This is a genomic window from Hyphobacterium marinum, from assembly GCF_036330325.1.
GTDB lineage: Bacteria > Pseudomonadota > Alphaproteobacteria > Caulobacterales > Maricaulaceae > Hyphobacterium > Hyphobacterium marinum.
Genome location: NZ_JAZDRO010000003.1, coordinates 104,701 through 129,482 on the forward strand (window position 1 = coordinate 104,701; position 24,782 = coordinate 129,482).

Annotated in this window: 30 protein-coding genes and 1 tRNA gene; 6 read left to right on the plus strand and 25 right to left on the minus strand. The window is 63.1% G+C overall.

The genetic code is table 11. From position 1 onward, the window contains the following. The first annotated feature begins 85 nt into the window (after nucleotides 1-85). Genes V0U35_RS08200 through V0U35_RS08210 form a run of 3 tightly spaced genes read left to right on the plus strand, consistent with a single transcriptional unit; the run spans nucleotide 86 to nucleotide 2,996 of the window. Nucleotides 86-1,270 carry an acyl-CoA dehydrogenase family protein gene (locus V0U35_RS08200; RefSeq protein ID WP_330196209.1) on the plus strand — a complete coding sequence of 395 codons (1,185 nt, stop codon included), beginning with the start codon at nucleotides 86-88 and terminating at the stop codon, nucleotides 1,268-1,270. A 13-nt stretch (nucleotides 1,271-1,283) separates the two neighbouring features. Then, entirely contained in the window at nucleotides 1,284-2,408 is a 1,125-nt protein-coding gene (locus V0U35_RS08205) for an acyl-CoA dehydrogenase family protein (protein ID WP_330196210.1), read from the plus strand. Nucleotides 2,409-2,465: 57 nt separating this feature from the next. Next, complete coding sequence (locus V0U35_RS08210) at nucleotides 2,466-2,996, plus strand: paraquat-inducible protein A (RefSeq protein ID WP_330196211.1); 531 nt, start codon at nucleotides 2,466-2,468, stop codon at nucleotides 2,994-2,996. A 7-nt stretch (nucleotides 2,997-3,003) separates the two neighbouring features. Here the strand turns inward: V0U35_RS08210 and V0U35_RS08215 are convergent. The 6 genes from V0U35_RS08215 to V0U35_RS08240 all read right to left on the minus strand — a co-directional run bounded on the left by V0U35_RS08215 (nucleotide 3,004) and on the right by V0U35_RS08240 (nucleotide 6,611). Next, a tRNA-Pro gene (locus tag V0U35_RS08215) sits at nucleotides 3,004-3,081 on the minus strand. 93 nt (nucleotides 3,082-3,174) lie between these two features. Next, nucleotides 3,175-3,609 (minus strand): MerR family transcriptional regulator, encoded by a 435-nt coding sequence (locus V0U35_RS08220; protein WP_330196212.1) that lies wholly within the window; start codon nucleotides 3,607-3,609, stop codon nucleotides 3,175-3,177. A gap of 8 nt (nucleotides 3,610-3,617) precedes the next feature. Continuing rightward, complete coding sequence (locus V0U35_RS08225; RefSeq protein ID WP_330196213.1) at nucleotides 3,618-3,923, minus strand: integration host factor subunit alpha; 306 nt, start codon at nucleotides 3,921-3,923, stop codon at nucleotides 3,618-3,620. 74 nt (nucleotides 3,924-3,997) lie between these two features. Further along, nucleotides 3,998-4,978, minus strand: a complete 981-nt coding sequence (locus tag V0U35_RS08230) for a beta-ketoacyl-ACP synthase III (protein WP_330196214.1) — start codon at nucleotides 4,976-4,978, stop codon at nucleotides 3,998-4,000. Beyond that, nucleotides 4,975-6,039, minus strand: coding sequence for a phosphate acyltransferase PlsX (plsX, locus tag V0U35_RS08235; protein WP_330196215.1), 1,065 nt, complete (start codon nucleotides 6,037-6,039; stop codon nucleotides 4,975-4,977). The genes V0U35_RS08230 and plsX overlap by 4 nt, the downstream gene beginning before the upstream one ends. Nucleotides 6,040-6,110: 71 nt before the next feature. Next, nucleotides 6,111-6,611: a ubiquinol-cytochrome C chaperone family protein gene (locus V0U35_RS08240; RefSeq protein ID WP_330196216.1), complete on the minus strand. Its 501-nt coding sequence runs from the start codon at nucleotides 6,609-6,611 to the stop codon at nucleotides 6,111-6,113. A 141-nt stretch (nucleotides 6,612-6,752) separates the two neighbouring features. On the opposite strand from V0U35_RS08240, the gene V0U35_RS08245 reads away from it, so the two are divergent. Then, the gene (locus tag V0U35_RS08245; protein WP_330196217.1) at nucleotides 6,753-7,259 is read left to right on the plus strand and encodes an outer membrane protein assembly factor BamE; all 507 of its coding nucleotides are present in this window, start codon (nucleotides 6,753-6,755) and stop codon (nucleotides 7,257-7,259) included. An 81-nt stretch (nucleotides 7,260-7,340) separates the two neighbouring features. On the opposite strand, the gene V0U35_RS08250 is transcribed toward V0U35_RS08245, so the two are convergent. From V0U35_RS08250 to glyA, 10 genes are all read right to left on the minus strand, one after another. After that, nucleotides 7,341-9,512, minus strand: a complete 2,172-nt coding sequence (locus V0U35_RS08250) for a sodium-translocating pyrophosphatase (RefSeq protein ID WP_330196218.1) — start codon at nucleotides 9,510-9,512, stop codon at nucleotides 7,341-7,343. 170 nt (nucleotides 9,513-9,682) lie between these two features. Then, nucleotides 9,683-10,183, minus strand: coding sequence for a hypothetical protein (locus V0U35_RS08255; protein ID WP_330196219.1), 501 nt, complete (start codon nucleotides 10,181-10,183; stop codon nucleotides 9,683-9,685). A 45-nt stretch (nucleotides 10,184-10,228) separates the two neighbouring features. After that, on the minus strand, nucleotides 10,229-11,200 hold the full coding sequence (thiL, locus tag V0U35_RS08260) for a thiamine-phosphate kinase (RefSeq protein WP_330196220.1): 972 nt from the start codon (nucleotides 11,198-11,200) through the stop codon (nucleotides 10,229-10,231). Continuing rightward, nucleotides 11,197-11,685, minus strand: a complete 489-nt coding sequence (nusB, locus tag V0U35_RS08265) for a transcription antitermination factor NusB (RefSeq protein WP_330196221.1) — start codon at nucleotides 11,683-11,685, stop codon at nucleotides 11,197-11,199. The genes thiL and nusB overlap by 4 nt, the downstream gene beginning before the upstream one ends. Then, nucleotides 11,682-12,110, minus strand: coding sequence for a 6,7-dimethyl-8-ribityllumazine synthase (ribH, locus tag V0U35_RS08270; RefSeq protein WP_330196222.1), 429 nt, complete (start codon nucleotides 12,108-12,110; stop codon nucleotides 11,682-11,684). The genes nusB and ribH overlap by 4 nt, the downstream gene beginning before the upstream one ends. Then, nucleotides 12,107-13,225: a 3,4-dihydroxy-2-butanone-4-phosphate synthase gene (gene ribB / locus V0U35_RS08275; protein WP_330196223.1), complete on the minus strand. Its 1,119-nt coding sequence runs from the start codon at nucleotides 13,223-13,225 to the stop codon at nucleotides 12,107-12,109. The genes ribH and ribB overlap by 4 nt, the downstream gene beginning before the upstream one ends. Then, the gene (locus tag V0U35_RS08280) at nucleotides 13,222-13,845 is read right to left on the minus strand and encodes a riboflavin synthase (protein WP_330196224.1); all 624 of its coding nucleotides are present in this window, start codon (nucleotides 13,843-13,845) and stop codon (nucleotides 13,222-13,224) included. Before V0U35_RS08280 ends, ribB begins: the two co-directional genes overlap by 4 nt. Before the next feature lie 6 nt (nucleotides 13,846-13,851). Then, nucleotides 13,852-14,529 carry a RibD family protein gene (locus V0U35_RS08285; protein ID WP_330196225.1) on the minus strand — a complete coding sequence of 226 codons (678 nt, stop codon included), beginning with the start codon at nucleotides 14,527-14,529 and terminating at the stop codon, nucleotides 13,852-13,854. Next, on the minus strand, nucleotides 14,526-15,011 hold the full coding sequence (gene nrdR / locus V0U35_RS08290; protein ID WP_330196226.1) for a transcriptional regulator NrdR: 486 nt from the start codon (nucleotides 15,009-15,011) through the stop codon (nucleotides 14,526-14,528). Before nrdR ends, V0U35_RS08285 begins: the two co-directional genes overlap by 4 nt. Nucleotides 15,012-15,024: 13 nt before the next feature. Further along, complete coding sequence (gene glyA / locus V0U35_RS08295; protein WP_330196227.1) at nucleotides 15,025-16,326, minus strand: serine hydroxymethyltransferase; 1,302 nt, start codon at nucleotides 16,324-16,326, stop codon at nucleotides 15,025-15,027. A gap of 217 nt (nucleotides 16,327-16,543) precedes the next feature. Between glyA and V0U35_RS08300 the strand changes: the two genes are divergently transcribed. Then, nucleotides 16,544-16,981 (plus strand): Ros/MucR family transcriptional regulator, encoded by a 438-nt coding sequence (locus tag V0U35_RS08300; protein WP_330196228.1) that lies wholly within the window; start codon nucleotides 16,544-16,546, stop codon nucleotides 16,979-16,981. An 11-nt stretch (nucleotides 16,982-16,992) separates the two neighbouring features. Here the strand turns inward: V0U35_RS08300 and V0U35_RS08305 are convergent, their stop codons facing one another. From V0U35_RS08305 to V0U35_RS08340, 8 genes are all read right to left on the minus strand, one after another. Then, nucleotides 16,993-17,244 carry a DUF6898 family protein gene (locus tag V0U35_RS08305; protein WP_330196229.1) on the minus strand — a complete coding sequence of 84 codons (252 nt, stop codon included), beginning with the start codon at nucleotides 17,242-17,244 and terminating at the stop codon, nucleotides 16,993-16,995. After that, nucleotides 17,241-18,455 carry a 5-aminolevulinate synthase gene (hemA, locus tag V0U35_RS08310; protein ID WP_330196230.1) on the minus strand — a complete coding sequence of 405 codons (1,215 nt, stop codon included), beginning with the start codon at nucleotides 18,453-18,455 and terminating at the stop codon, nucleotides 17,241-17,243. The genes V0U35_RS08305 and hemA overlap by 4 nt, the downstream gene beginning before the upstream one ends. Before the next feature lie 119 nt (nucleotides 18,456-18,574). Beyond that, complete coding sequence (locus V0U35_RS08315; RefSeq protein WP_330196231.1) at nucleotides 18,575-19,066, minus strand: MarR family winged helix-turn-helix transcriptional regulator; 492 nt, start codon at nucleotides 19,064-19,066, stop codon at nucleotides 18,575-18,577. An 83-nt stretch (nucleotides 19,067-19,149) separates the two neighbouring features. Further along, entirely contained in the window at nucleotides 19,150-20,043 is an 894-nt protein-coding gene (gene mmsB / locus V0U35_RS08320; RefSeq protein WP_330196232.1) for a 3-hydroxyisobutyrate dehydrogenase, read from the minus strand. A gap of 3 nt (nucleotides 20,044-20,046) precedes the next feature. Then, nucleotides 20,047-21,105: an enoyl-CoA hydratase/isomerase family protein gene (locus V0U35_RS08325; protein ID WP_330196233.1), complete on the minus strand. Its 1,059-nt coding sequence runs from the start codon at nucleotides 21,103-21,105 to the stop codon at nucleotides 20,047-20,049. Between the two features lies 1 nt (nucleotide 21,106). Further along, a complete protein-coding gene (locus V0U35_RS08330) occupies nucleotides 21,107-21,523 on the minus strand; it encodes a PIN domain-containing protein (RefSeq protein ID WP_330196234.1) in 417 nt (138 codons plus the stop codon). Continuing rightward, nucleotides 21,520-21,777 (minus strand): type II toxin-antitoxin system Phd/YefM family antitoxin, encoded by a 258-nt coding sequence (locus V0U35_RS08335; RefSeq protein ID WP_330196235.1) that lies wholly within the window; start codon nucleotides 21,775-21,777, stop codon nucleotides 21,520-21,522. Before V0U35_RS08335 ends, V0U35_RS08330 begins: the two co-directional genes overlap by 4 nt. A gap of 64 nt (nucleotides 21,778-21,841) precedes the next feature. Beyond that, complete coding sequence (locus tag V0U35_RS08340) at nucleotides 21,842-22,978, minus strand: isobutyryl-CoA dehydrogenase (RefSeq protein ID WP_330196236.1); 1,137 nt, start codon at nucleotides 22,976-22,978, stop codon at nucleotides 21,842-21,844. Between the two features lie 93 nt (nucleotides 22,979-23,071). On the opposite strand from V0U35_RS08340, the gene hemB reads away from it, so the two are divergent. Further along, nucleotides 23,072-24,058, plus strand: coding sequence for a porphobilinogen synthase (gene hemB, locus V0U35_RS08345; protein WP_330196237.1), 987 nt, complete (start codon nucleotides 23,072-23,074; stop codon nucleotides 24,056-24,058). Nucleotides 24,059-24,361: 303 nt separating this feature from the next. On the opposite strand, the gene V0U35_RS08350 is transcribed toward hemB, so the two are convergent. Beyond that, on the minus strand, nucleotides 24,362-24,781 hold the full coding sequence (locus V0U35_RS08350) for a hypothetical protein (RefSeq protein ID WP_330196238.1): 420 nt from the start codon (nucleotides 24,779-24,781) through the stop codon (nucleotides 24,362-24,364). Between the last annotated feature and the right edge of the window lies 1 nt (nucleotide 24,782).

The following is a 24,782-nucleotide window of genomic DNA, read 5'->3' on the forward strand; positions in this document are numbered from 1 at the left end:
CGTGCGCTGAAAAATGCAGATTTTTATCCTCGCCTCATACCGGTGAGGCGCTAGTCTTGAACCAAAGGGAGATTAGGGGAGAGACATGAGCGAACTGGAGACATTCCGTCAGGACACCCGCAACTGGCTGGAGGCGAACTGTCCGGCGTCGATGCGCGGGCCGATCAAGGATGAACGCGAAGTCTGTTGGGGCGGCCGCGATTTCGAATTCTTCAGCGACGACCAGAAACTCTGGCTCGACCGGATGGCCGAACGCGGCTGGACCACGCCGACCTGGCCGAAAGAATACGGCGGCGGCGGCCTTTCCAAGGACGAAGCGCAAATCCTGAAAGAGGAAATGAAGGCGATCCAGGCGCGCGATCCCCTCACCTCCTTCGGAATCTGGATGCTCGGACCGGCATTGCTGAAATACGGTTCTGAAGAACAGAAACACGAACACCTGCCGAAAATCATTCGCGGCGAGATTCGCTGGTGCCAGGGCTATTCCGAACCCGGAGCCGGTTCCGATCTCGCCTCACTGCGCACCAAGGGCGTCAGCGACGGCGACGACTATGTCGTCACCGGTCAGAAGGTCTGGACCAGCTATGCCGACAAGTCTGACTGGATTTTCGCGCTGGTTCGTACCGAACCGGACGCGCCCAAGCATGAAGGCATTTCCTTCATCCTGATCGACATGGCGACCGACGGTGTCTCGACCAAGCCGATCAAGCTGATCTCGGGCAAGTCGCCCTTCTGCGAAACCTTCTTCGACGAGGTGCGCGTGCCAAAGGCCAACCGGATTGGCGAAGCCGGCAAGGGCTGGGACATCGCCAAATACCTCCTCTCGCACGAGCGGACGAATATCGTCTCCGCCGGCGGCATGTTCGGTGGCATGAACCCGGTGATGGCCGCGCACAAATCGGGTGAAGTCGATGATGGCGGCAAGCTCGCCGACCCCATCCTGCGCGGCGATGTTGCCCGCCTGACCATCGACGCCCTCGCCTTTGAAGCCACGCTACAACGCGTGAAAGACGAGTCCGATGCCGGACAGGGCGTCGGCGCGCGGGCGTCCATGCTCAAATATGTCGGTACCGAGCTGAACAAGCGCCGTCACGAGCTCAACATGTCAGCCCTGGGGGCCGACGGCCTCCTCTGGGAAGGTGACGACCCGTCGGACGGTCAGTCGGCCCGCGAATGGCTGCGTTCGCGCGCCAACTCGATCGAGGGCGGCACCTCGGAAATCCAGCTGAACATTCTGGCCAAGCGCGTGCTTGGCCTGCCGGGCGCGTAAGGGGGCCGCACCAATGAGCTATGTGCTGAACGAAGAAGAACAAATGCTCCGCGACGCGGCGAAAGCCTATCTCGCGGAAAAATCGCCCGTCTCCGAATTGCGCCGCTTGCGTGACGAGGGCTGCAAGGACGGTTTCCGTCACGCTGTCTGGCGCGGCATGGCGGAAATGGGCTGGAACGGCGTCGTCATCGAGGAGGCCTATGGCGGCGTCGACATGGGCTATTCCGCTGCTGGCGTTCTGTTACAGGAGATGGGCCGCACGCTGACTGCTTCACCCTATATCCCGTCTGCCATTCTTGCAGCCACGGCCCTGCGCCTCGCCGGAACCGAGGCCCAAAAGAGCGAACACCTGACGAAGATCGCGAACGGCGAAGCCGTCTACGCCTTTGCCATTGATGAAGCCGCGCGCCATCACCCCGAACGCATCGACACGACCGCTGTGAAGGACGGCAATGGCTTCCGTCTCAACGGCTCGAAGCGTTTTGTCGCCTGCGGCAATGGCGCGGACATGCTGATCGTCGTGGCGAAAACCGAAGACGGCGGGACAGGCTTCTTCCTTGTTGATCCCAAGACTGACGGTGTGACCCGGACCATGCGGCGCACGGTCGACAGCCATGTGCCGGCTGATATCGACTTCAAGGATGTCAAGCTCGACGGCGATGCCTGCCTGTCGGAAGCCGAGGACGGTACCGCCGCCCTCGCCTTCATCTTGCAGGCCGGATCAGCCTGCGTCGCGGCGGAAGCGCTCGGCATCGCCGAGGAGAGCTTTGACCGGACACTGACCTACCTGAAAGAACGCACCCAGTTCGGAACCGAGATCGGGTCCTTTCAAGGACTCCAGCACCGCGCCGCCGAACTCCTGTGCGAAATCGAACTGGCCCGTTCACTGGTGATGAAGGCGCTGCGCTCGCTCGACAACGAGCCGTCTCAGGCCCCGTTGTGGATCGCCGCGGCCAAGGCCAAGGCCACGGAAGTCTCCCGCTTTGCCGCCGCTGAAGCCATCCAGTTGCATGGCGGTGTGGGCATGACGGACGAGTACGAGATCGGCTTCTTCTACAAGCGCGCCCAGGCCGCCGGGGAATTCCTCGGCGACGACCGCTACCACTCGGACAAGGTCGCCTCGACAAGCGGTTACTGATCAACGCCACCTCGTGCTAGAAACGGGCGCGGGGGCGTCATGGAGGAGAGCGTCGGCATGGCCGATAGCGAACTGCACGCCCCTGCCCCGCCGCCGCGCCCGGCCCATCCACGGGACCGCAATGGCACCGGCGGAGCCTTGGCCCGCGCCCTCCTCCTGCTCGGCATCATCCTTCTGCCACTTGGCCTGACCCTACCGATGTTGGAGACGCAGCGCTTCATCTTCTGGCGGGACGCCTACTCCCTCATCGACGTCGCGCGCGCCCTCGTCCAGGGCGAGGACTGGCTCCTCGCCACTGTCGTCATTGTGTTTTCAATGGTGTTTCCAGCTCTGAAAGCCCTCGGCCTCATCCGGCTGCACCTTGCCGCTCCGGGCTCGGTCAGCCGCCGGGAAGCGAGGCTTGTCGAGACGCTTGGTAAGTGGACGATGATGGACGTGCTCATTGCCGCCCTCGTTGTCTTCACGCTGGGGCGGTCAGGCGTTGCCAGCGCGGCCGAACTGCCGGGCCTCTACTTCTTCACCGCCTCGGCGGCCTGCCTGATGCTGGCGTCGGGCCGCATCGCGGCGGGGCATCGACGGGTTGTGTGAGGAAAAATGGTCGGAGCGGCGAGATTTGAACTCGCGACCCCCGGTCCCCCAGACCGGTGCGCTAACCGGGCTGCGCCACGCTCCGACTTACTCTCATTTTCCGGCCACGAAAGCCGGATGGGGAGGCTGCTTATAGGGTCAGGCGAAGCGCGCCGCAACCATCTGGCGCGGCGCGTGATTAACGCCCCTGGGCGAGCGCGTCGTCGAGGCGCTTCTTGGCATGTTCCAGCCGTTCGAGGACGGGAGCCAGCCCGCTTCCAGCCGATGCGGGTGCAGCCGGTTGAGAGGACGGGACATAGCGTTCGGCCAGCCGCGGCGCTTCAGGCTCGGCGGTGCCATCCTCGGCGGCAAGTGCTCCGACAGCAGCAACACCCTGCTCGCGCACATATTTCTGCGCGCCCTTGATGGTAAAGCCGTCCTCGTAGAGCAGCCGCTTGATCCCGCGCAGCAGCGCAATGTCGCCCGGGCGATAGAATCGCCGCCCCCCGGCCCGTTTGACCGGTTTGAGCTGCGGAAACTTGCTTTCCCAGAAGCGCAGGACGTGCGCAGGCAGATCGAGCTCGCTCGCCGCTTCGCTGATGCTGCGATAGGCGTCAGGCGACTTGTCGGCCATGTCCGGTATCAGCCCTTGGCCAGAGCAGTATCGATCTTTTCCTTCAAGACCTGCGACGGTTTGAAGACCAGGACACGGCGCGGATCGATCGGCACTTCTTCGCCGGTCTTCGGATTGCGTCCAATCCGTCCGCTCTTGTCGCGAAGCTGAAAGGAGCCGAAGGACGACAGCTTGACCGACTGGCCGCTGGCCAGCGTGTCGGAAATCATCCCCAGCATCGATTGAACCAAATCGGATGATTCCTGACGCGTCAATCCGACGTCACGATGGACCGCCTCGGCAAGGTCGGCTCTCGTTAGGGTTTTTCCGGCCATGTCATTCCCCCGATAGAAGAGTTTCAGGCTATTCCGCACAATGGCGGGTCGTCAACGCGGGCCATAAAAAGTGATTAAAACCGAATCAAGGCCGAACCCCAAGTGAAACCCCCACCGAGGGCTTCGAGCAGGCAAAGATCACCGCGCTGGATGCGTCCATCCCGAACGGCCTGGTCAAAAGCGAGCGGCACGGAGGCCGCCGACGTATTGCCCTGGTCGGCGACCGTAGAAATCACCTTGTCCGGTGCGATCCCGAGGCGTTTGGCAACGCCTTCGAGAATGCGCTGATTGGCCTGGTGGGGCACGAACCAGTCGATATCCGCGCTGGTCACGCCATGGCGCTCCATCAGCGTCGTCATCGCCTCGCAGATCTTGGTGACGGCATGGCGATAGACGGCGTTGCCCTGCATCGTCAGCAACCCGGAAGACTGGCTGGACGACACACCGCCCGTGGTCCGGAGCAGGTCGAGGAAGGAGCCATCGGCGCGCATATACGCGCCGATCAATCCGCGGCCGAACGGCTTGCCGCGTTGCGACTCACCGGCTTGCAGGACGAAGGCCCCGGCCCCGTCACCAAAGAGCACGCAGGTCGCCCGGTCGGTCCAGTCGATGATGCGCGACATGGTTTCCGCGCCGATCACCAGCACATTGCGGTGCTGACCGGTCAGGATCAGTCCATCAGCGATGGAAAGCGCGTAGATAAACCCCGAGCACACCGCCTGGACGTCGAACGCCGCGCCTTGCGTGATGCCCAGCCGTCCCTGGATCATTGTTGCACAAGACGGGAAGACGAGGTCCGGGGTGGTCGTTGCCACGATGATGAGATCGATTTCGGATGCGTCCAGACCGGCGTTGTCGAGTGCACGGCGGGCGGCCATCTCGCCCATATCGACCGTGGTTTCGCCGTCTGCCGCAATATGACGGCGTTTGATACCCGTACGTTCGCGTATCCAGGCGTCGCTCGTGTCGACCGTCCGCGCCAGCTCGTCATTGGTGACGATGCGCTCGGGCAGATAGCTTCCGACGCCGCTGACGCGGGCCATCAATTGGGTCACTCGGCAGGCTCCTTGGCCGCTTCGGTTTCCTCGGCCTCGGCCAAGCGTCTGAGATTGCCTTCGATCTCGGACAGAAACCCGCTCGGCGCAAGGTCGATTCCGATGCCAAGCGCAGTTGCGAACCCTTCCCCATCTGTGCCGCCATGGCTTTTCACGACCATGCCATTAAGACCCAGCAATACGCCGCCATTGATGGTGCGGGGGTCGAGCCGTGCCCGGAGCTGCTTCAGACCGCTGATCGAGAGCAGTATGGCTCCCAGCCTGGCGCTGAGCGAACTGGTAAAGGCGTCGCGCATCCAGGCCCCGACCAGCTTGGCCGTACCTTCCGCAGTCTTCAGGGCGATATTGCCGCTGAAACCGTCGGTGACGACCACATCGGTGCGACCGAGCGAAATGTCATCGCCCTCGACGAAGCCATGATAGTTGAGCTTCAGATGCGCCTCGCGAATCAGCCGGTCGGCGGCGCGCACCACGTCATTGCCCTTCAATTCCTCCTGGCCGACATTCAGAAGACCGACGGTGGGATCGGTCGAGCCGTGCACAGCACGGTGATAGGCCTCGCCCATGATCGCGAACTCGACGAGTTGCGACGGGCCGCATTCGACATTTGCGCCGACGTCCAGCACCACGGTGTGCCCGCGCGTCGTCGGCCAGCTGGCGGCGATGGCGGGGCGGTGAACCCCCTTCTTCATTCTGAGGACGACTTTCGAGATCGCCATCAGCGCGCCGGTATTGCCAGCGGAGACGACCGCCGCAGCTTCCCCGTCCTTCACCGAAACCATCGCATTCCACATCGACGACCCGCGTGACCGGCGCACGGCCTCGCTCGGCTTGTCGGTCATGCGGACTTCACTGTCGGAATGCCGGATTTCGATACGGGACCGCACGTGTTCGGGCTTGGCGTCCACGAGCGGCTTTAGAATGGCCTCATCACCGTGCAGCAGGAAGCGGGCCTGCGTGCCCGCCTTGCGCTTCAGAATGACCTCGATGCCGTCGACCGCAATTGCGGGACCGCTATCGGCTCCCATGGCATCGACCGAAATACTGACAGGGATCGGCATATGTGACTTGGCTCAGACAGCTCGGCCCGTGCGCGGCGCGAGGGCGGACCTTAGCCCATCACAAAGGCGTTTCAAGCGGAGGCCGACATCTCCGGGGACGACACACAGGTCTCGCCGCGTAGAAGCGCCTCGCCCGGGCATTCCGCGAGCCCGCCGCGCCAGGTCAATGCCCCGGAAGCGAGGGCCTCGATATTCGGCCGCGCATCAAGATCGGGTGTCTCGGCCAGCGCCGAGGACAGGGCCACGGCATCGCCTTCCTTTATCGCAGGTGTGTAGGCCTCAAGCGCTGTGTAGAAATGGCTGGCAAGGGCTTTGATCTTTTTTGATACGCTGAGGTCTCCAACCGCCATTTCGCGCAGTGCACCGTCGAGATCCCGGAACATGGCATCAAACGTTTCCTGGGCGACGGCGCGGCCGGTCTCCCCTTCCCGGTTCAGCCGCTCGATCAGGACCGACATGTACAGGCAGATCATTTCGAACCGGCCTTCCGGCGTGTCGGGAACACCCTGCTCACGATAGATGACGGGCTGGCGAGCCCGGCCCACGGCGGCCTGATACAGGCTGTCGCCCACGGCTTTTCGCGCTCGGTTTTTTTTCGAAAACGGGAACATGCGCCAGCCTCTCCTCTTTTTGAACGCTTGAAGCTAAGGTCACGACCGGTTAGGTCAACGCGCCGGAACATTCAAACTTTCACGTCAAGGACGCCCGTGCCCATGTTTCGTACCCGCCTTCTTCTCGCGGCCGCTGTGCTCGCCGGAGCCACCGCCTGCACGCCGACGCTGCAGAACCACGGCTATCGCTACATCGAAGGTGAAGCACCGGTGATCACGCCGGGCGAGGACACGCGCGCGACCCTGATGAACCGCCTGGGTTCGCCATCGACCAGCGGCGTTGCCGGGGTTCTCGACGAGGGCATGCGCGACCGCACCTGGTACTACATTTCCGAAACGCGCGAGTCGCTGGCCTATCAGCGATCCCGCACCCGTGAGCGCCGCATCTTCGCGGTTCATTTCGATGATGCCGGCACCGTCGCCGCCGTCGAGGAATACGGTCTCGAAGACGGCCGCCGCGTCGCCTATGTGGATCGCGAGACCCCGACCCGCGGACGCGAACTCAGCCTGCTCGAACAGCTGCTCGGCAATATCGGCCGCCTGCCGTCCGATACCTTCACCGGCGAAGAAAACCTGCCGGGCGGCGCTGGCGGACCCCGCCGCCGCTAGGGTTTTCTATTCACTGCCAGACAGCAAAAAGCCCCGGCCGATGGCCGGGGCTTTTCACTATCGGATATTTCGGTCCCGGCCCTAGAAGCTGTGAGCCAGAACGGCGAGGAGCAAGAGCGCCACGATATTGGTGATCTTGATCATCGGGTTCACCGCCGGACCGGCCGTATCCTTGTAGGGATCGCCAACCGTATCGCCGGTCACCGCTGCCTTGTGGGCTTCAGAGCCTTTCTCATGCAGCACACCGTCGGAATCGGTGAAGCCGTCCTCGATCGCCTTCTTGGCGTTGTCCCAGGCACCACCGCCCGAGGTCATCGAGATGGCGACGAAGAGACCCGTCACGATCACGCCGAGCAGCATCGCGCCGACAGCCGACAGGGCCGGACCAGTGCCCGCGATCAGCATGATCACGCCGAACAGGACGATCGGTGACAGCACCGGCAGCATGGACGGCACGATCATTTCGCGGATGGCGGCCTTGGTCAGCAGGTCTACCGCACGGCCATAGTCCGGCTTTTCGGTGCCCTGCATGATGCCCGGCTTCTCGCGGAACTGACGGCGCACCTCGACCACGACCGACTGCGCGGCGCGGCCCACGGCCATCATTGACATGCCGCCAAAGAGGAAGGGCAGTAGGCCACCGAACAGGAGGCCAACGACCACATAGGGGTTGGAGAGCGAGAAGTTGACGACGTTCGCCGCAACTTCCGTTCCGCCATAGACCAGCCCGGAGAAGAAGCTGCCGTCAGCGGCATTCTCGATGAAGTGCTGGATGTCCGCCGTGTAGGCCGCGAACAGGACGAGCGCACCGAGGCCAGCCGAACCGATAGCATAGCCCTTGGTCACGGCCTTGGTCGTGTTGCCCACCGCGTCGAGCGCGTCGGTCGTGTTGCGAACGTCCTCGGGCAGGCCCGACATTTCGGCGATGCCGCCAGCATTGTCAGTCACCGGGCCGAAGGCATCGAGCGCCACGACCATGCCGGCCAGCGCCAGCATCGTCGTCACCGCGATGGCAATGCCGAAGAGGCCCGCCAGCACGAAGGTCGCGATGATGCCCCCGATGATGACCAGGGCCGGAAGCGCGGTGGCTTCAAGCGACACGGCCAGACCCTGGATGACGTTGGTTCCGTGACCGGAGACCGAGGCTTGCGCCACGGAGCGGACCGGACGGGCCGAAACACCGGTGTAGTATTCGGTGATCCAGATGATCAGGCCGGTCACGACGAGGCCGATCACACCGCACAGGAACAGGTCCATGCCGGAAATGGCCAGGCCACCCGACGTGGTGAACTCGGTGTCGAGCCCAACAGTGAAGTAGATTAGTCCGAAGATCGCGAACAGCGACAGCACGGCCGAAACCACGAAGCCCTTGTAAAGGGCGTTCATGATGTTGTTCGACTTGCCCAGCTTCACGAAGAAAGTGCCGATGATCGAGGTCACGATGCAGACCCCGCCAATGGCGAGCGGCAGGAACATCATTGCCGACGCAGCCGCACCGGCAAAGAAGATCGACGCCAGAACCATGGTCGCGACGACAGTCACGGCATAGGTTTCAAAGAGGTCAGCCGCCATGCCCGCGCAGTCGCCGACATTGTCGCCGACATTGTCCGCGATGGTGGCCGGGTTGCGGGGATCGTCTTCCGGGATACCCGCTTCGACCTTGCCCACCATGTCACCGCCGACATCCGCACCCTTGGTGAAGATGCCGCCGCCAAGACGGGCGAAAATCGAGATGAGCGAGGCCCCGAAGCCGAGCGCGACAAGCGCGTCGATGACGGTGCGGTCAGTCGCCGCAACACCGAGCAACTCGGTCAGGAGGAAAAAATAGACCGCGACACCCAGCAGGGCGAGGCCCGCCACAAGCATGCCGGTCACAGCACCCGAGCGGAAGGCCATCGACAGGCCGCCAGCCAGGCTCTGGGTCGCGGCTTGCGTGGTCCGCACATTGGCCCGCACCGAGATCAGCATGCCGATGAAGCCGGCGACGCCGGACAGGACCGCACCGATGACGAAGCCTAGGGCCACCAGCCAGCCGAGCAGCAGGCCGACCACGATAGTGACAACGACGCCAACCATGGCAATCGTCATATACTGCCGCTTCAGATAGGCGTTCGCGCCCTCCTGAATCGCGGCGGCGATTTCTTTCATTTTGTCGGTGCCGGCGTCAGCCGACAGGATCGATCGGCTCTGAAATACGCCGTACAGGACGGCAAGCAGGCCGGCCGCAATGACCAACAAGAGTTCCAGTTGCATGGCTATGAGCCTCGTTCGTGTTGAGCGTGGTCGGGAAGGCAGGGGGTTGCCTGACCCACACGCCGAACGGCGAACGGAAACAGATTGGCCCCTCCCCAGAGGTGCCGGAAATATGCACAAGCCCGTCACGGTGCGCAACACACCGTTCAGAAAGGCTCATTTGTAGGGGATCAGCGCCGGATCAGGCGCGTATCAGGCGAAGAAATCGCGAGGCTTTCAATAACATTCGCGCCGAACTGTTCGGACAGCGCCGCCATCCAGACCCGATTGGCCACGTCGCGATCAATGCCCATGCCGTCCGCGCTGGTGATCGATTCGCGGTGGCTCGCCCGGATCATCGCGTCGAGCGCATAGTGCGCGTTCTCGCGGATGTCCCAGGCATCGACGCCTTCGCGAACCATCATCCGCACCTGCAGATACGCATAGCCGCGCAGACGGTCGTCCTCGACCAACGGGGACACGATCGCGGGCAGGATGATGACGCGCGGATTGTCGTCGGTTCCGTGGCTGTCAGCGGGGTCTTCACTATCGTCCCCGTCATCTAGCGTGAAACTGGCCTGGATACGGTTGCCGTCGCGGGTTCCGCCACCGCCGCCGCCACCACCTGCGGCAAGCGCAACTGGTGCAGTTCCAATGGTCAGCGCAAAGAGCGCGATCAGGAAACGGGGCATGGCGATACCTCCCGGGACAGGACGTCGGTTGGTACAGCAAACCCGTCAAAAATGAGTGAAACCGGCCGAATCAATTTGAACAGGCGCACCTGACCCATCCAGCAGGCGGACGCCCTCGCCCTTTTTCACCTGCCCGATCCGCGTGATGGGAATTCCGGTTTCCCGGGCGGCCCTCTGAATGGCGTGGTGGCAGTCCGCTGGCGCACAGAACAGAAGCTCATAGTCATCGCCATACCCGGCGAGCCGTGCGCGGGCGATGTCGGGATCGTCCTGTCTTGCCACCCAGTCTCTCGCCGTGCCGGACAGGGGAAGGTCCGCCAGCGTGACGTCCAGCGCCACCTGGCTGACCGTCGACAGATGCCCGGCATCGGCTGCAAGACCGTCGGATATGTCGATCATCGCGTTGGCCCGTCCCCGAAGATGCGATGCGAGCGCCGTCCGGACCGGCGGTATCCGATAGCGTTCGACGGCCGCACCCAGACCGGCCTCCCCTTGCAGCGACAATAGGCCCAGGCCCGCATCGCCGATTGTCCCGGTGACGTAGACATGGTCGCCCGCCCTCGCCCCGGCGCGGCGCACGGCTGATCCAGCGGGAAGAGAACCGAACAACGTCCCGGTGATGGTCCACGGACCGGGCGTGACGGTCGTATCGCCCCCGATGAGCGGCACGGCGCGTACGGACAATTCTTCGGCGAGTCCGTCCGTAAACCGGTCCCGCAAATCGGTTGAACCATCCCTCGGCCAGGAAATGGACAGCATCGCGGCGTGTGGTTCGGCCCCCATTGCCGCGAGATCGGAGAGGCTGACCCGCAACGCCTTGACCGCTACCGTCTCCGGCGGGTCACCAGGAAGGAAATGCACGCCCTCGATCAACGTGTCGGACGTGACAACCAGTTCGCATCCGACCGGGACGGCCAGAACCGCCGCGTCGTCTGTGAGATTGAAGGCACCGGTGTAGCCCGAGGCGAGCGGGGCCAACCGCCGCCGAATATAACCGAACTCGCCCTCGCCGCTCATTTACCCGCGAGTTCGCCCTGGCGGGCCCGGCGGGCCGCACCATCGAGTGCGGCATTGACGAATTTCGGCTCCGGCCCGTCGAAGAAGGCCGCAGCGACGGCGACGTATTCATCGATAATGACACGCGCGGGAATGTCTGCGCGATTGAGGAGTTCGTAGTTGGCCGCCCGAAGGATGGCCCGCAGCGTCGCGTCGATCCGGTCCAGCTTCCAGTTCTTGGCCAGCGACTTGGCGGCAAATCCGTCGATATCGCGCTGGTTTTTGACCACACCGGACACCAGCCCGTCGAAGAAGTCGGTGTCCACGTCGGTCAGGGCCGTATCGTCGCCCTCCTGGTCGAAGCGGGCCTCGTGGAATTCCGCAATGACACCGGACGCGCCGCGCCCGGTCATGTCCATCTGGTAGAGCGCCTGGACGGCGGCCAGACGCGCGGCACCCCGGCGGCGGGCCCGCCGCGCGCTGTCGGTTTCGGCGGGCGCGCTCATGCCGGCACCTCATAGCGGCGCGACAGTGCCAACATGGCCAGGCACGCTTCGGCTGCGTCCTTGCCCTTGTTCTTCTTGCCAGCCCGCACTTCGGCCTGCTCCCGGTTTTCAACTGTCAGGATGCCATAGCCGATGGGAATGCCAGCCAGCGACAAGTCCATCAGGCCGCGCGCGGATTCTCCACAGACATAGTCGTAGTGGCTGGTCTCGCCACGGATGACACAGCCAAGCGCCACATAGCCGTCGAACGGCATATCGGACCGGTCTGCCATGGAAATGGCGGCGGGGATTTCAAAGGCACCGGGGACCTCGATCAGCTCGACATCGCAATCGGGCATCGCGGCCTTTGCGCCGGCGATCAGCGAGTCGGCAATGTCGCGGTAGAAGGTCGCCGCGACGATCAGGATGCGGGGGCGTTCAATCATGTCGCGGCTCCGGAAATTTCGCGCACGTCGGTCACGGAGAGCCCGTAGCCGTCAAGGCCGATAATGGTTTGCGGGGCGGTCGTGGCAAGGATCATTTCCCGCACACCCAGATCAAGCAGGATCTGCGCACCCACGCCGTATTCGCGCAAGCGCCGGGCTTCGCGTTCATCCGGCGCGTCGGTCGGCTGCGCGCCAAAGCGTTCCATGATTGCATTGGGATTGGTCTCGCGGATGCAGACCATCACCGCCGGACCGTCATGGGCCACCAGCGCCCTGACCCCGGCTTCGGCCAGGCCGCCGCGCGAACCATCAGCGCACAGGACATCATCGGCAAAGCTGACCTTGTGCATGCGGACCAGCGTCGGCTGGTCGCCGGACGGCTTGCCTTTGACAAGCGCGACATGCTCGGCCCCGTCCAGCGTGTTGCGGAAAACGACAAGGTTAAGCGGTCCGCCCCATCGGCTGGTGAATTCGGTTTCGATCCGGCGTTCGATAAAGCGGTCATTGCCGCGCCGGTAGGCAATCAGGTCGGCGATCGTGCCGATCTTCAGCCCATGCAGCTGGGCGAAGGCGACAAGATCGGGCATCCGCGCCATCGTGCCGTCTTCGTTCATGATCTCGCAGATCACGCCGGACGGGTGCAGCCCGGCCAGCCGGGCCACATCGATGGCCGCTTCGGTATGACCCGCCCGGACGAGCACCCCGCCGTCACGGGCAACCAGGGGAAAGACATGCCCGGGCGTGACGATATCGTCCGCGCCTTTCTCAGGGTCCGTCGCCACGGCAATGGTGCGCGCGCGGTCATGGGCAGAAATCCCGGTCGACACCCCTTCTTTGGCTTCGATGGAAACCGTGAAAGCCGTCTGGTGACGGGTACGGTTTTCTGCCGACATCAGCTTGAGATCGAGCGCTTTCGCCCGTTCTGCAGTCAGGGACAGACAGATCAGGCCACGGCCGTGCCGGGCCATGAAATTGATCGCATCGGGCGTGGCGAACTGGGCGGGGATGACGAGATCACCCTCATTCTCGCGGTCGTCGGCATCGACGAGGATGAACATGCGCCCGTTGCGGGCGTCCTCGAGGATATCCTCGACAGGAGAGATGGGTGAACTCATCGCGGCGCTTCCGGTGCGGACGGGGCCGTCTCGGCCAGACGCGCGGCGTAGCGCGCCATCAGGTCGACCTCAAGGTTGACCGCCTGCCCGCGCTGCATTTCGCCTAGCGTCGTGGCCTGTGCGGTGTGGGGAATGATCATCACCGAGAACACATGCCCGTCGACCGCATTGACGGTCAGCGATACGCCATCGACCGCAATTGAGCCCTTGCGGGCAATATAGCGTGACAGATCGCCCGAAGCGGCAATGTGAAAGGTGATCCACTCGCCGCCATCCTCCCGGTCGACGACCTGGCCAACACCATCGACATGGCCGGTCACGATATGCCCGCCGAGTTCGTCGCCCACTTTCAATGAACGCTCGAGATTGATCCGGTCCCCCTCCTCCAGCGCGCCGAGCATCGTGGCTTTCAGGGTCTCCGGTGAAATCTCCACCGAATAGGCCGTACCACCCTCGATGGCCCGGAACTCCGTGACCGTCAGGCAGGCCCCGGCATGGCAGATGGAACAGCCCGTCTCGAAACTGGCGGCGGGATAGGGCGAGGATACCGTCAAATGGTGTCGGGTCCCAGGCTCAACGGCGATGACACGCCCCATGGCGCTGACAAGTCCGGTAAACATGGGTCTTCAGCCTTTTGCGCGGACATAGGTTTCGTGCAGGTCGGGCCCGCATTCGGTTACCTGCTCGCGGGTAAAGATGGGGGCCTCGTCCAGTCTTTCAAACCCCAAGGCATCCAGGACCGGACGGCTGTCCCCGCCCAGCATGACCGGAGCGCGAAACCATTCGATGCGGTCGACGAGGCCGGACCGTAACGCCGCACCGGCAACCCGGCTGCCGGCTTCGATCAGAATCGAATTGCATTCGCGTTGCACCAGATCCTCAATCACCGACCGAAAGGCGATGGACGGCCCGTCAAACCGGCTCACAGGGACAATCTCGGCCCCTTTCTCCTGCAGGCGCGATACGGCATGGCCCGGTACGTCGCGTCCGCAATAGATCAGCACCGGCCCTGACGTGTCGGCCAGCATTTGCGCGGTTTCGGGAAAACGCAGCCGTGTATCCAGAACGGCGCGGAACGGTTGTCTCTCGGCGAGCTCGCCATCAGGGCGTGCCGTCATCAGCGGATCGTCCGCCAGGACCGTGCCGATACCCGTCAGAACCGCGTCGCTTGCCGCGCGCAGGCGATGTACTTCCGCTCGTGCCTCCGCGCCCGTAATCCATTGCGACGCGCCATTGGCGAGTGCGATACGCCCATCCAGCGAGGTCGCCAGTTTCAGGGTCAGGACCGGTTTGCGGGCGGTCATTCGCCGGACGGCGGTATGACCTCGCCCTTCGGGCCGAGGCGCTCATCCTTGATGAATTCGCGGAAGTCTTCGACCTCCCGGAAATCCTTGTAGACAGACGCGTAGCGGACATAGGCGACCTGATCGAGATTCTTCAGCGCGTCCATGATCAGCTGCCCAATACGGCCCGATTCAATCTCCGCATCACCGCTGCTTTCCAGGCGCCGGATAATGCCCGAAATCGCCTGTTCGATCTTGTCCGGGTCGATGTTCCGCTTTTGGCAGGCGAGCATCACCGAGCGGGTCATCTTGTCCCGGTCAAACGGTGCGCGTCGCCCGCTCTTTTTCATCACGGTCAGCTCGCGCAATTGAACCCGCTCGAACGTGGTGAAGCGGGCCGCACAGGCCGGACATTGCCGGCGGCGGCGAATAGCGGCCCCGTCTTCGGCGGGACGGGAATCCTTCACCTGAGTGTCGTCGTGATTGCAGAACGGGCAGCGCATAGGTGGCGGTGTCCTACCTCAATTCGGGGTAAATCGGAAAACGGACCGTCAGGGCCTTCACTTCGTCCCCGACACGGCGTTCGACCTCGGCATCGCCGGCGGGGTTGGCTGCGAGCGCGTCAAGGACCTCGGCCATCCAGCGGCCAATCTGGGCAAACTCGGCTGTCCCAAAGCCGCGCGTTGTGCCGGCCGGTGACCCGATCCGCAGCCCCGACGTGACGGTCGGCTTTTCCGGATCGTTCGGCACGCCATTCTTGTTACAGGTCATCCCGGCGCGTTCGAGCGCCTTTTCGGCAATGTCTCCGGTCAGCTTTTTCGGGCGCAGGTCGACCAGCGCAAGATGGCTGTCTGTTCCGCCTGATACCAGCGCATAACCGGCGTCTTCCAGAGCACCGGCCATCGCCTTGCAATTGGCGATGACGGCTTTCGCATAATCCTTGAAATCCGGGCGCAGCGCTTCGCCGAACGCCGCGGCCTTGCCGGCAATGACGTGCATCAGTGGCCCGCCCTGGAGACCAGGGAAGATGGCGGAGTTGAACTTCTTCCCCAGCTCGGCATCACGCGAAAGGATCATCCCGCCCCGCGGTCCGCGTAGTGTCTTGTGTGTCGTGGTGGTGACCACATCGGCATGCGGCACCGGATTGGGATAGGCCCCGCCGGCGACCAGACCGGCGAAATGGGCCATGTCGACCATCAGCCGCGCACCGCAGGCATCAGCGATCTCGCGGAAGGCGGCAAAATCGATCACGCGCGGATAGGCCGAGCCACCCGCAATGATCAGCTTGGGCTTCAACTCCATTGCCTGGGCGCGCAGCGCATCCATGTCGATCTGGGCATCGGTCTCGCGTACACCATAGTGATGGGCGTCAAACCACTTTCCGGACAGGTTCGGACGCGCGCCGTGGGTCAGGTGCCCGCCGGCATCGAGACTGAGACCCAGGATGGCGTCACCGGGCTGCAGCAGCGCCAGGAACACACCCTGGTTGGCCTGGCTGCCGGAACTCGGCTGGACATTCGCGTACTCGGCACCAAACAGCGCCTTGGCGCGGTCAATGGCCAGCGTCTCGGCCCGGTCAACATGCTCGCAGCCGCCGTAGTAGCGCTTGCCCGGATACCCTTCGGCATACTTGTTGGTCAGCGGAGAGCCTTGCGCTTCCAGAACGGCCCGCGACACGATGTTCTCCGACGCGATCAGCTCAATCTGGTCCTGCTGACGATGGATCTCGTCGCGAATCGCGGCGGCCAGCTCGGGATCAGTCTGACCCAGCCCGGTCGAAAAGAAGCGATCCTGCTTCGTGGCGGCACTGTCGGGCATGTCGAACTCCTTGCACTTTGACAATCTCTTGATAGGCGGCAGCGGCAGGCGTGACAATGCAGCAAGCCTGTCGCGCGAACTTATGCAATATTTTTGTATTCGCTGAAATTATTTCAGTTTTCAGTACCGACAAGACTTGTCACTGAAACATAGCGCGTGTATCCACTGGTTCAGGCATCAATTCACCGCAATCAACCAACAACTTTCAGGTGCAATAATGAATGATGAAGCCCTCCCCGTGATCGACAATGAAGAATTGCTGCGGATGACGACCGATATTGTCGCGTCTTTCCTCACGCACAATTCTGTCCCGGCCGATTCAATCCCCGATCTCATCAAGTCGGTGCACTCGACCATGAGTGAAGTGAGCGGCGGCTCCGAGAAGCCCGAACCGCGTGCCAAGCCGGCTGTTCCGATCTCCAAGTCGGTCAATGACGATTACATTGTCTGCCTTGAAGACGGCAAGAAACTGAAAATGCTCAAGCGCTACCTGCGCTCGCAATACGACATGTCGCCGGACGATTACCGCCGCAAGTGGGGCCTGCCGGCCGATTACCCGATGGTGGCTCCGGCCTATTCGCGCCGCCGGTCGCAATTCGCCAAGGACATCGGTCTTGGCAAGGGCGGCAAGGCCGCCCGCAAGCGCAAGTCCTAAGCGGCCTGCTTTCAGACCTTGATACCGCGGCCGGGCCCAGTGCCCGGTCGTTTTTCATTGCCGGCAAGGCCCAGCTTGCGCGCCAGTTTGGCCAGCGCCACCCGCTCCATTTCGCCGCGCGGTGTCGTGCGGGCGGCCTGGATGACAACTTCCTCGCCCGTGGCCGCGTCAACAGCGGCAACGCGGACCGAGGTTCCGATTTCAATGAATTCGATCAGGACTTCCCGCCCCGCCAGGGGTGAGGTGCGATCCGCCTCACTCACGCGGCGCGGACCGCCTTGAACCGAGTCCAGACTTCTTCGAGCGCCTCGACCAACTCGTCCATCATGGTGTCGTCATGCAGTGGGGTCGGCGTAAAGCGCAGGCGCTCCGTGCCGCGCGGCACGGTCGGATAGTTGATCGGCTGGACGTAGAGGCCGTGATCATCAAGCAACGCGTCGGAAAGCCGCTTGCACATGACCGGATCACCGACCCTGATCGGAACGATATGGGTTTCCGATTCCATCAGCGGCAGGCCGGCCTCGCGGACGCGGGCTTTCAGCGTGGCGGCGCGTTCCTGGTGCTTCTCGCGCAGCTCGTGCGCGGATTTCAGGTACTCAACGCTGGCGCGCGCACCGGCCGCCAGTGACGGAGCCAGCGAGGTCGTGAAGATGAAGCCGGGGGCCCAGGACCGCACGGCGTCCACGATCACGGCATCCGCGGCGATATAGCCGCCCATGACACCAAAAGCCTTGCCGAGCGTTCCTTCGATGATGTCGATCCGGTCGAGCAGGCCGTCGCGCTCGGCGATACCGCCGCCGCGCAGGCCATAAAGACCAACCGCATGGACCTCGTCGAGATAGGTCAGCGCACCGTATTTCTCGGCGAGATCACAGACCGCCTCGATCGGACCGACATCGCCATCCATCGAATAGACGGATTCGAACGCGATCAGTTTCGGCGCACCGGCGGGTGCCGCTTTCAGGAGCTCTTCGAGATGGGCGACATCATTGTGTCGCCAGACATGCTTCTCGCAGCGCGCGCCGCGCACACCCTCGATCATCGAGGCATGGTTGAGCGCATCGGAAAAGATGATCAGCCCAGGCAGGATCTTGCCGAGCGTGGCAAGCGTTGCCTCATTGGCGATATAGCCCGACGTGAAGAGTAGCGCGGCTTCCTTGTCGTGCAGATCCGCCAGCGAGCGCTCCAGCTCGACATGGTAATGCGTGGTGCCGGAAATATTGCGGGTACCGCCGGCCCCGGCCCCGACATCATCAATGGCCTGTTTCATTGATTCGGTGACGCAAGCGCTTTGCCCCATGCCGAGATAGTCGTTGGAACACCACACGGTGACATCACGGACATCACCATCAGGCGTCCGCCAACGCGCGCGCGGGAATTGGCCCTTGTAACGGCGAAGGTTGGCGAAGACGCGATAGCGGCCTTCCGCCCGGACCCGGGCGACGGCGCTGGTAAAGGCTTCGGTATAGTCCATGTCCGTCTCCGCCTTGGCGGACCCTCTTCCATCCCGATGAATAGTCAAAGGTCTTATAGACCGCCTTCTGTCGGGAAAGCGAGACGGACGAACTGACGCAGGTGAAACGGGTCCGGCGTCTAGAGCCGGAAGCGGATATGATCGGTCCAGAAACGCTCAATCCGGGTCAGGGCGGTGTTGGTCGCCGCCATGTGCTCCTCGGTTAGGCCGCCGGATGGCTCCAGCGCTTCGGACTGGCGCGCGAACAAGTGCTCTAGCCGGTCACGGACGGCGAGCCCCGCTTCGGTCAGGCTGATCTGTACGGTCCGCCGGTCATCCTCGGAACGCTCCTGGGCGATATAGCCCAGATCAACGAGCTTCTTCAGATTGTAGGAGACGTTCGAGCCGAGATAATGCCCGCGCGTTCGCAGCTCTCCAGCCGTCAGGACGGTGTCGCCGATATTGAAGATCAGCAGTGCCTGGACACTCGTCAGATCGGTAATTCCGGTCCGGTCGAGTTCGTCCTTGACCACGTCGAGCAATTGCCGGTGCAGGCGTTCCACGCGCTGCAGCATTTCAAGATAGTCCGGGCGCACCCCGGCCGAGGCGTCGATCGATTCTGCAAAAGCCATGAGCTTGTCGCTCCCACTACACCCAAAATTACCGGTGTTTCCCGGTTTGGGAGGAAGGCTAGCGAAAAGCCTCTAAAATCCGATTAATCGGTTTTCCAGCTGCCATCGAGCAACTTGTAGATGCCGGAAAAGTCCTTTGCTCGGCCACCCATATTGTCGAACATGGCGTAGAGGGCTTCGGCCTGCGCGCCCATCGGCGTGGTCGCCCCGGCGGTCTGGGCCGCGTCCATGGCGAGCTTCAAATCCTTCAGCATCATCGCGGTCGCAAATCCGGGCTGATAGTCGCGATTGGCCGGTGAAGCCGGCACCGGACCCGGAACCGGGCAATAGCTGGTCATCGACCAATTCTGGCCCGAAGCCTTTGACGAAATATCGAAGAATTTCTGGGGGTCGAGGCCCAGTTTTTCGGCCAGCGCGAAGGCCTCGCACGTGCCAATCATGTGAATGCCGAGGAGCATGTTGTTGCAGATCTTGGCCGCCTGCCCCGCCCCGGCATCACCGGCATGGATCACCGCCTTGCCCATCGATGACAGGAAGGCCTCAGCCTTGGCAAAAGCTGTCGCCGGGCCGCCGACCATGAAGGTCAGCGTGCCGCCCTCGGCCGCCGCGACACCGCCGGACACCGGCGCATCGACAAAGTCGAATCCCTTGGCGGCCGCGGCTTCCCCAACCGCACGGGCGCTGTCCACATCGATCGTGGAGCAATCCATCATCAGGCAGCCCTTGGGCGCATGCGGGAAAACGTCGGTCTCATAGACGGCGCGGACATGCTTGCCCGCAGGCAGCATGGAGACGATGGCATCAACGCCGGAGACAGCATCCTTCGCCGAGCCCGCGCCCTTTGCACCGTGGTCCTCGGCGCGCTTGATGGCGTCCGCCGACAGGTCGAAAGCCCGCACGTCATGGCCCGCCTTGACCAGATTGGCGGCCATGCCCGAGCCCATATTCCCAAGTCCGATGAATGCAACCGTCGCCATGGCCTAGTCTCCGATAAAGCTGAGTTCTTTGTCCGCCGGAAGCGGTTCGAAATACGCCGCGATGGCCGCGTCATCGACCGCATCGAGCGTCGCCGGCGACCAGTTCGGGGCATTGTCCTTGTCGATGATGACGGCGCGCACGCCCTCGTAGAAGTCGGTCCCCTCCAGACAGCGCACCGAGAGGCGCAGTTCCTGCGCCATCACATCCTTGAAGTCCTTGTCCGCACCAGACCGCAGCGCCGCACAGGTCAGTTTCAGCGCGGTCGGTGACTTGGTCGCAAGGATTTTCGCCTGCTTTTGCGACCACGGATCGCCCGCACCTTCAATGCGCGCGACCATCGCCGCGACATCATCCCCGGCAAAGGCCGCGTCGATGAGGCCATTGGTGAGCGCCAGATCACTGTCGCCCGGATCGCCGGAGAATTCCTCGAGGATGACTTCCAGATCGTCCTCGCCGGACAGATCGGCCTGTTCCAGCGCCGCGATCAGGCCTGGCAGATCGTCCGACGGCGTGTAGTGCGTGGCGATGCCTGTCGCGAGCGCGTCGGGGGCTTTCAGGCGCGCGCCGGTCAGCCCCATCCACATGCCGGTCTCGCCCGACAGGCGCGGCAGGAAATACGTCCCGCCAACATCGGGAAAGAAGCCGATCCCGGTTTCCGGCATGGCGAGCATCGTCCGGTCACCCGCCACGCGGTGCGAGCCATGCACCGAAATGCCGACGCCGCCGCCCATGGTGATGCCGTCGATCAGGGCGACATAAGGCTTGGGGTAAAGCTTGATCAGCGTGTTGAGCTGATATTCGTCATGCCAGAAACGCCAGGCGTCTTCGCCGCCGGCCTTGCCGCTGTCGTGGAGCATGCGGATATCACCGCCCGCACAGAAACCCTTCTCGCCCTCGCCATCAACCACGACGGCCTTGACCGTGTCGTCATCCTTCCAGGCCACCAGCGCCTCGGTCATGGCGTGAACCATACCCATCGACAGGGCATTCAGCGCTTTGGGACGGTTGAGCGTGATGCGGCCGACCTGGCCGACCTTGCGGGCAATGATTTCGTCGGTCATGTCAGCTCCGGACTCTGAGATCATGGCATGGGATGCCGTTCGCCAGCGCCACGGTCAACAGGTGACCGTCTCTGGATACCAGTTCCGCCTCGGCTTCCAACGCCAGCGCGAGATAGGCCGCATCGAAAAGGCTCAGCCTCACACCGTGCGCGAACCGCGTGAGTTCGAAGATGCGCTCCCCGGATACTGTTGGCTCCACGAACACACCCAAAGCGTCCAGCGATGCCAGCCCCGCGTCGAGTTCGAACGCGCCGCGCGATGCGAACAGCCGCAACAGATTGCAGATTTCCCACGCGAATATACTTGGTGCGATCAACCGCATTCCAGACCGCGACCTGAACGCGTCAGCATTTGATGAGGCCTGCGACCGGATCAGCCATGCTGCAGCCGCTGACGCATCGACGACGACCGGACTCACGACCGGATCGCCTCCTTCAGCTCTTCCCAACTTTGTTGGTCAAGATCCGCGACCGCCATCTGGCTATTCCGGAACGCCTTCAGTTTGGCGAGCAATTCGTCCGAATTCATTGGCCGGCTAGCCTTTGCAGCTCTTGAGAGCCGCACTACCGGCTTGCCGTGGCGGGTGATAACGATCTCCTCGCCCGTGGCTTCGATTTCCTCGATCAGCTTCGACAAATGGGTCTTGGCTTCGAGCACACCGACTTCGCGCATGACGGGCCTCCATAATTTCTGACCAGAAATATAGTCAGACTTCGGCTCCGTCGGCAAGGAAGCTCTATTTCATCACATCCCTTGCGATGATCACGCGCATGATCTCGTTCGTGCCTTCAAGGATCTGGTGAACGCGCAGATCACGCAGGATGCGCTCGATCGGATAATCCTTCAGATAGCCATAACCGCCATGCAGCTGCAGCGCCTGGTTGGTGATGTCGAAACAGGCATCAGTCGCGAAGCGCTTCGCCATCGCGCAGAATTTCGGCGCGGACGGGTCGTCGGCATCGATGGCGCTGGCCGCGCGGTAGAGCATCAGCCGGGCTGCTTCGAGATCGGTCGCCATGTCGGCGAGCTTGAACTGCGTGACCTGGAAACCGGCAATCGGCTTGCCGAATTGCTGGCGCGATTTGACGTAGTCATTGGCCACATCGAAGGCTTCGCTGGCCCCGCCGAGCGAACAGGCCCCGATATTCACGCGCCCCCCATTAAGGCCCTTCATCGCGATCTTGAAGCCGATGCCCTCCTCGCCGAGCCGGTTGGCGGCGGGGATGCGGCAGTCCTCGAAATTGACGACCGCTGTGGGCTGGGAATTCCAGCCCATCTTCTTCTCGTTGGCTCCGAAAGAGAGGCCCTTGGTGCCGTTCTCGACCACGAAGGTGGAAATGCCCGATGGCCCGTCCCCGCCGGTGCGGGCCATGACGACATAGATGTCCGACCGGCCACCGCCCGAAATGAAGGCTTTCGAGCCGTTGAGAACGTAATCCTCGCCGTCCTTGACGGCTTTCGTGCGCAGATTGCCGGCATCCGATCCCGCACCGGGTTCGGTCAGGCAATAGGAGGCGAAATGCTCCATCGTCATCAGCTTGGGGATGATGCGCTGACGCAGCTCATCGCTGCCCCAAGTGTCGATCATCCAGGCGCACATATTGTGGATGGAGATATAGGCCGCCGTCGATGTGCACCCGCGCGCCAGCTGTTCGAAGATCAGCGCCGCGTCGAGCCGGGTCATGCCCGACCCGCCGACATCCTCGCGCACATAGACACCGGCAAAGCCCATTTCTGCGGCTTCGCGCAGCACGTCCTCGGGAAAGATTTTCTTCTCGTCCCATTCGGCCGCGTGGGGTTTCATGCGGTCTTCGGCGAATTTTCGGGCCGCGTCCTGTATCAGGGACTGGTCTTCGGTCAGCGCGAAGTTCAAAGCTGGGCTCCGTCAGGCTAATAGATAATCGCGACTGCCCTAACGCGCCGCCGCGCGGGGGGCAAGCAGGCAAGGAAGGACGCTCTCAAGATCATGCCCGCCTATCCCGCCACCCGCATGCGCCGCCTGCGCCAGGCCGGCTGGACCCGCCGCCTGGTGCGCCAGCACGTTCTGACGCCCGACGATCTGGTCTGGGCCGTCATCATTTCCGATCAGGACGCGCCCGAACCCGTCGCCGCCATGCCGGGCGTAAACCGCCTGACGCTGGACACGCTGCGCGACGCCGCGATTGAAGCACGCGATCTCGGCATCCCGGCGATGGCGCTCTTTCCCCATATCGATCCGGCCAGAAAGGACGCTGCGGGGTCCGAAGCCCTCAATCCCGACGGGCTCATCCCGCAAGCCATCAAAGTCATCAAGGCCGCCGCGCCGGAAATCGGCGTGATCTGCGATGTCGCGCTCGATCCCTTCACCACGCACGGTCATGACGGGGTGATGAAGGGCGGCGTGATCCTTAATGACGCCACGGTCGATGCCCTCGTCGAGCAGGCTCTGGTCCAGGCCCGTGCCGGTTGCGATGTCATCGCCCCGTCCGACATGATGGATGGCCGCATTGGCGCGATCCGCATGGCGCTGGAAGAGAACGGTTTTACCGACACGCTCATCCTTTCTTATGCTGCCAAATACGCGTCGGGATTCTATGGACCGTATCGCGAGGCGATCGGCTCAGCCGCCGCCCTGACCGGCGACAAGAAGACCTACCAGATGGATCCGGCCAATTCCGATGAATGTTTGCGCGAGGTCGAACTCGATCTCGAGGAAGGCGCGGACATGGTCATGGTCAAACCCGGCCTGCCCTATCTCGATATCGTCAAATCGGTGTCCGAGACGTTCGGCGTGCCCACCCTCGCCTTCCAGGTTTCCGGCGAATACGCGATGATCGAGGCCGCCGCCGCAAATGGCTGGATCGATGGCGAGCGGGTGATGCTGGAAAGCCTCCTCGCTTTCAAGCGCGCCGGTGCCAGCGGGGTTGTAACGTATTTTGCGCCGCGTGCGGCGAGATTGCTGAATCAAGGCTGAAATCCCGGACGGCGAAGCCGGTCCGGATCGTCTTCGATTGCTTGCAGGAGACCCCCGGCTCTGCGGCCGGGGCTTCGTGTGTTTGCGAAGACGCGCCCCGGTCTTGCGCAGCAAGGACCGGGGTCCAGAATCGCGACTCTGGATCCCGGACAGGCGCTCGCGCGCCTTCCGGGAAACGTCGGTTTGAATGGCGTCATGCCCCGGCCTGTCCGGGGCATCCATCATGAAGCACACCCCACCCTGAGGGCTGACGCCCTCTTCCCTCCCCATGAGGGGAGGGTTGGGATGGGGTGAAAACCAGACCTACTCCTCCACCGGCTCCAGCCAGTAGCCCCGGTCACGGTCGATGGTGAGGCGCAGCGTGCCTTCCGGCCAGCGGCGTTCAAGACGCACCCCCCATTCCTGCGTCTCGGGACGCGCGCCGTCAGGACCGCAGAAACGGCCCGTCTCGTGGTCATAGGCGGGCATGGCACTGAAGCGCAGGCGCGCCTCCTCCTCCAGCCCTTCATAGAGATGCCAGTCGCCGCCGAATTGGTGGCTCTCGCCGGTCGCACACCTCAGGCTGACCTGAAACCCGCCCGTCGCCTGCATCATCACCATCACCGCCTCGTCATATCCTTGCGCCACCCAGGGACCGGCCAGCTCGGCCGGTTCGGGATCGTCGACATCCAGCCCGCAGGCCGCGAGACCGGTTGATGCACAGATGGGCTGGAGAACGCGCACC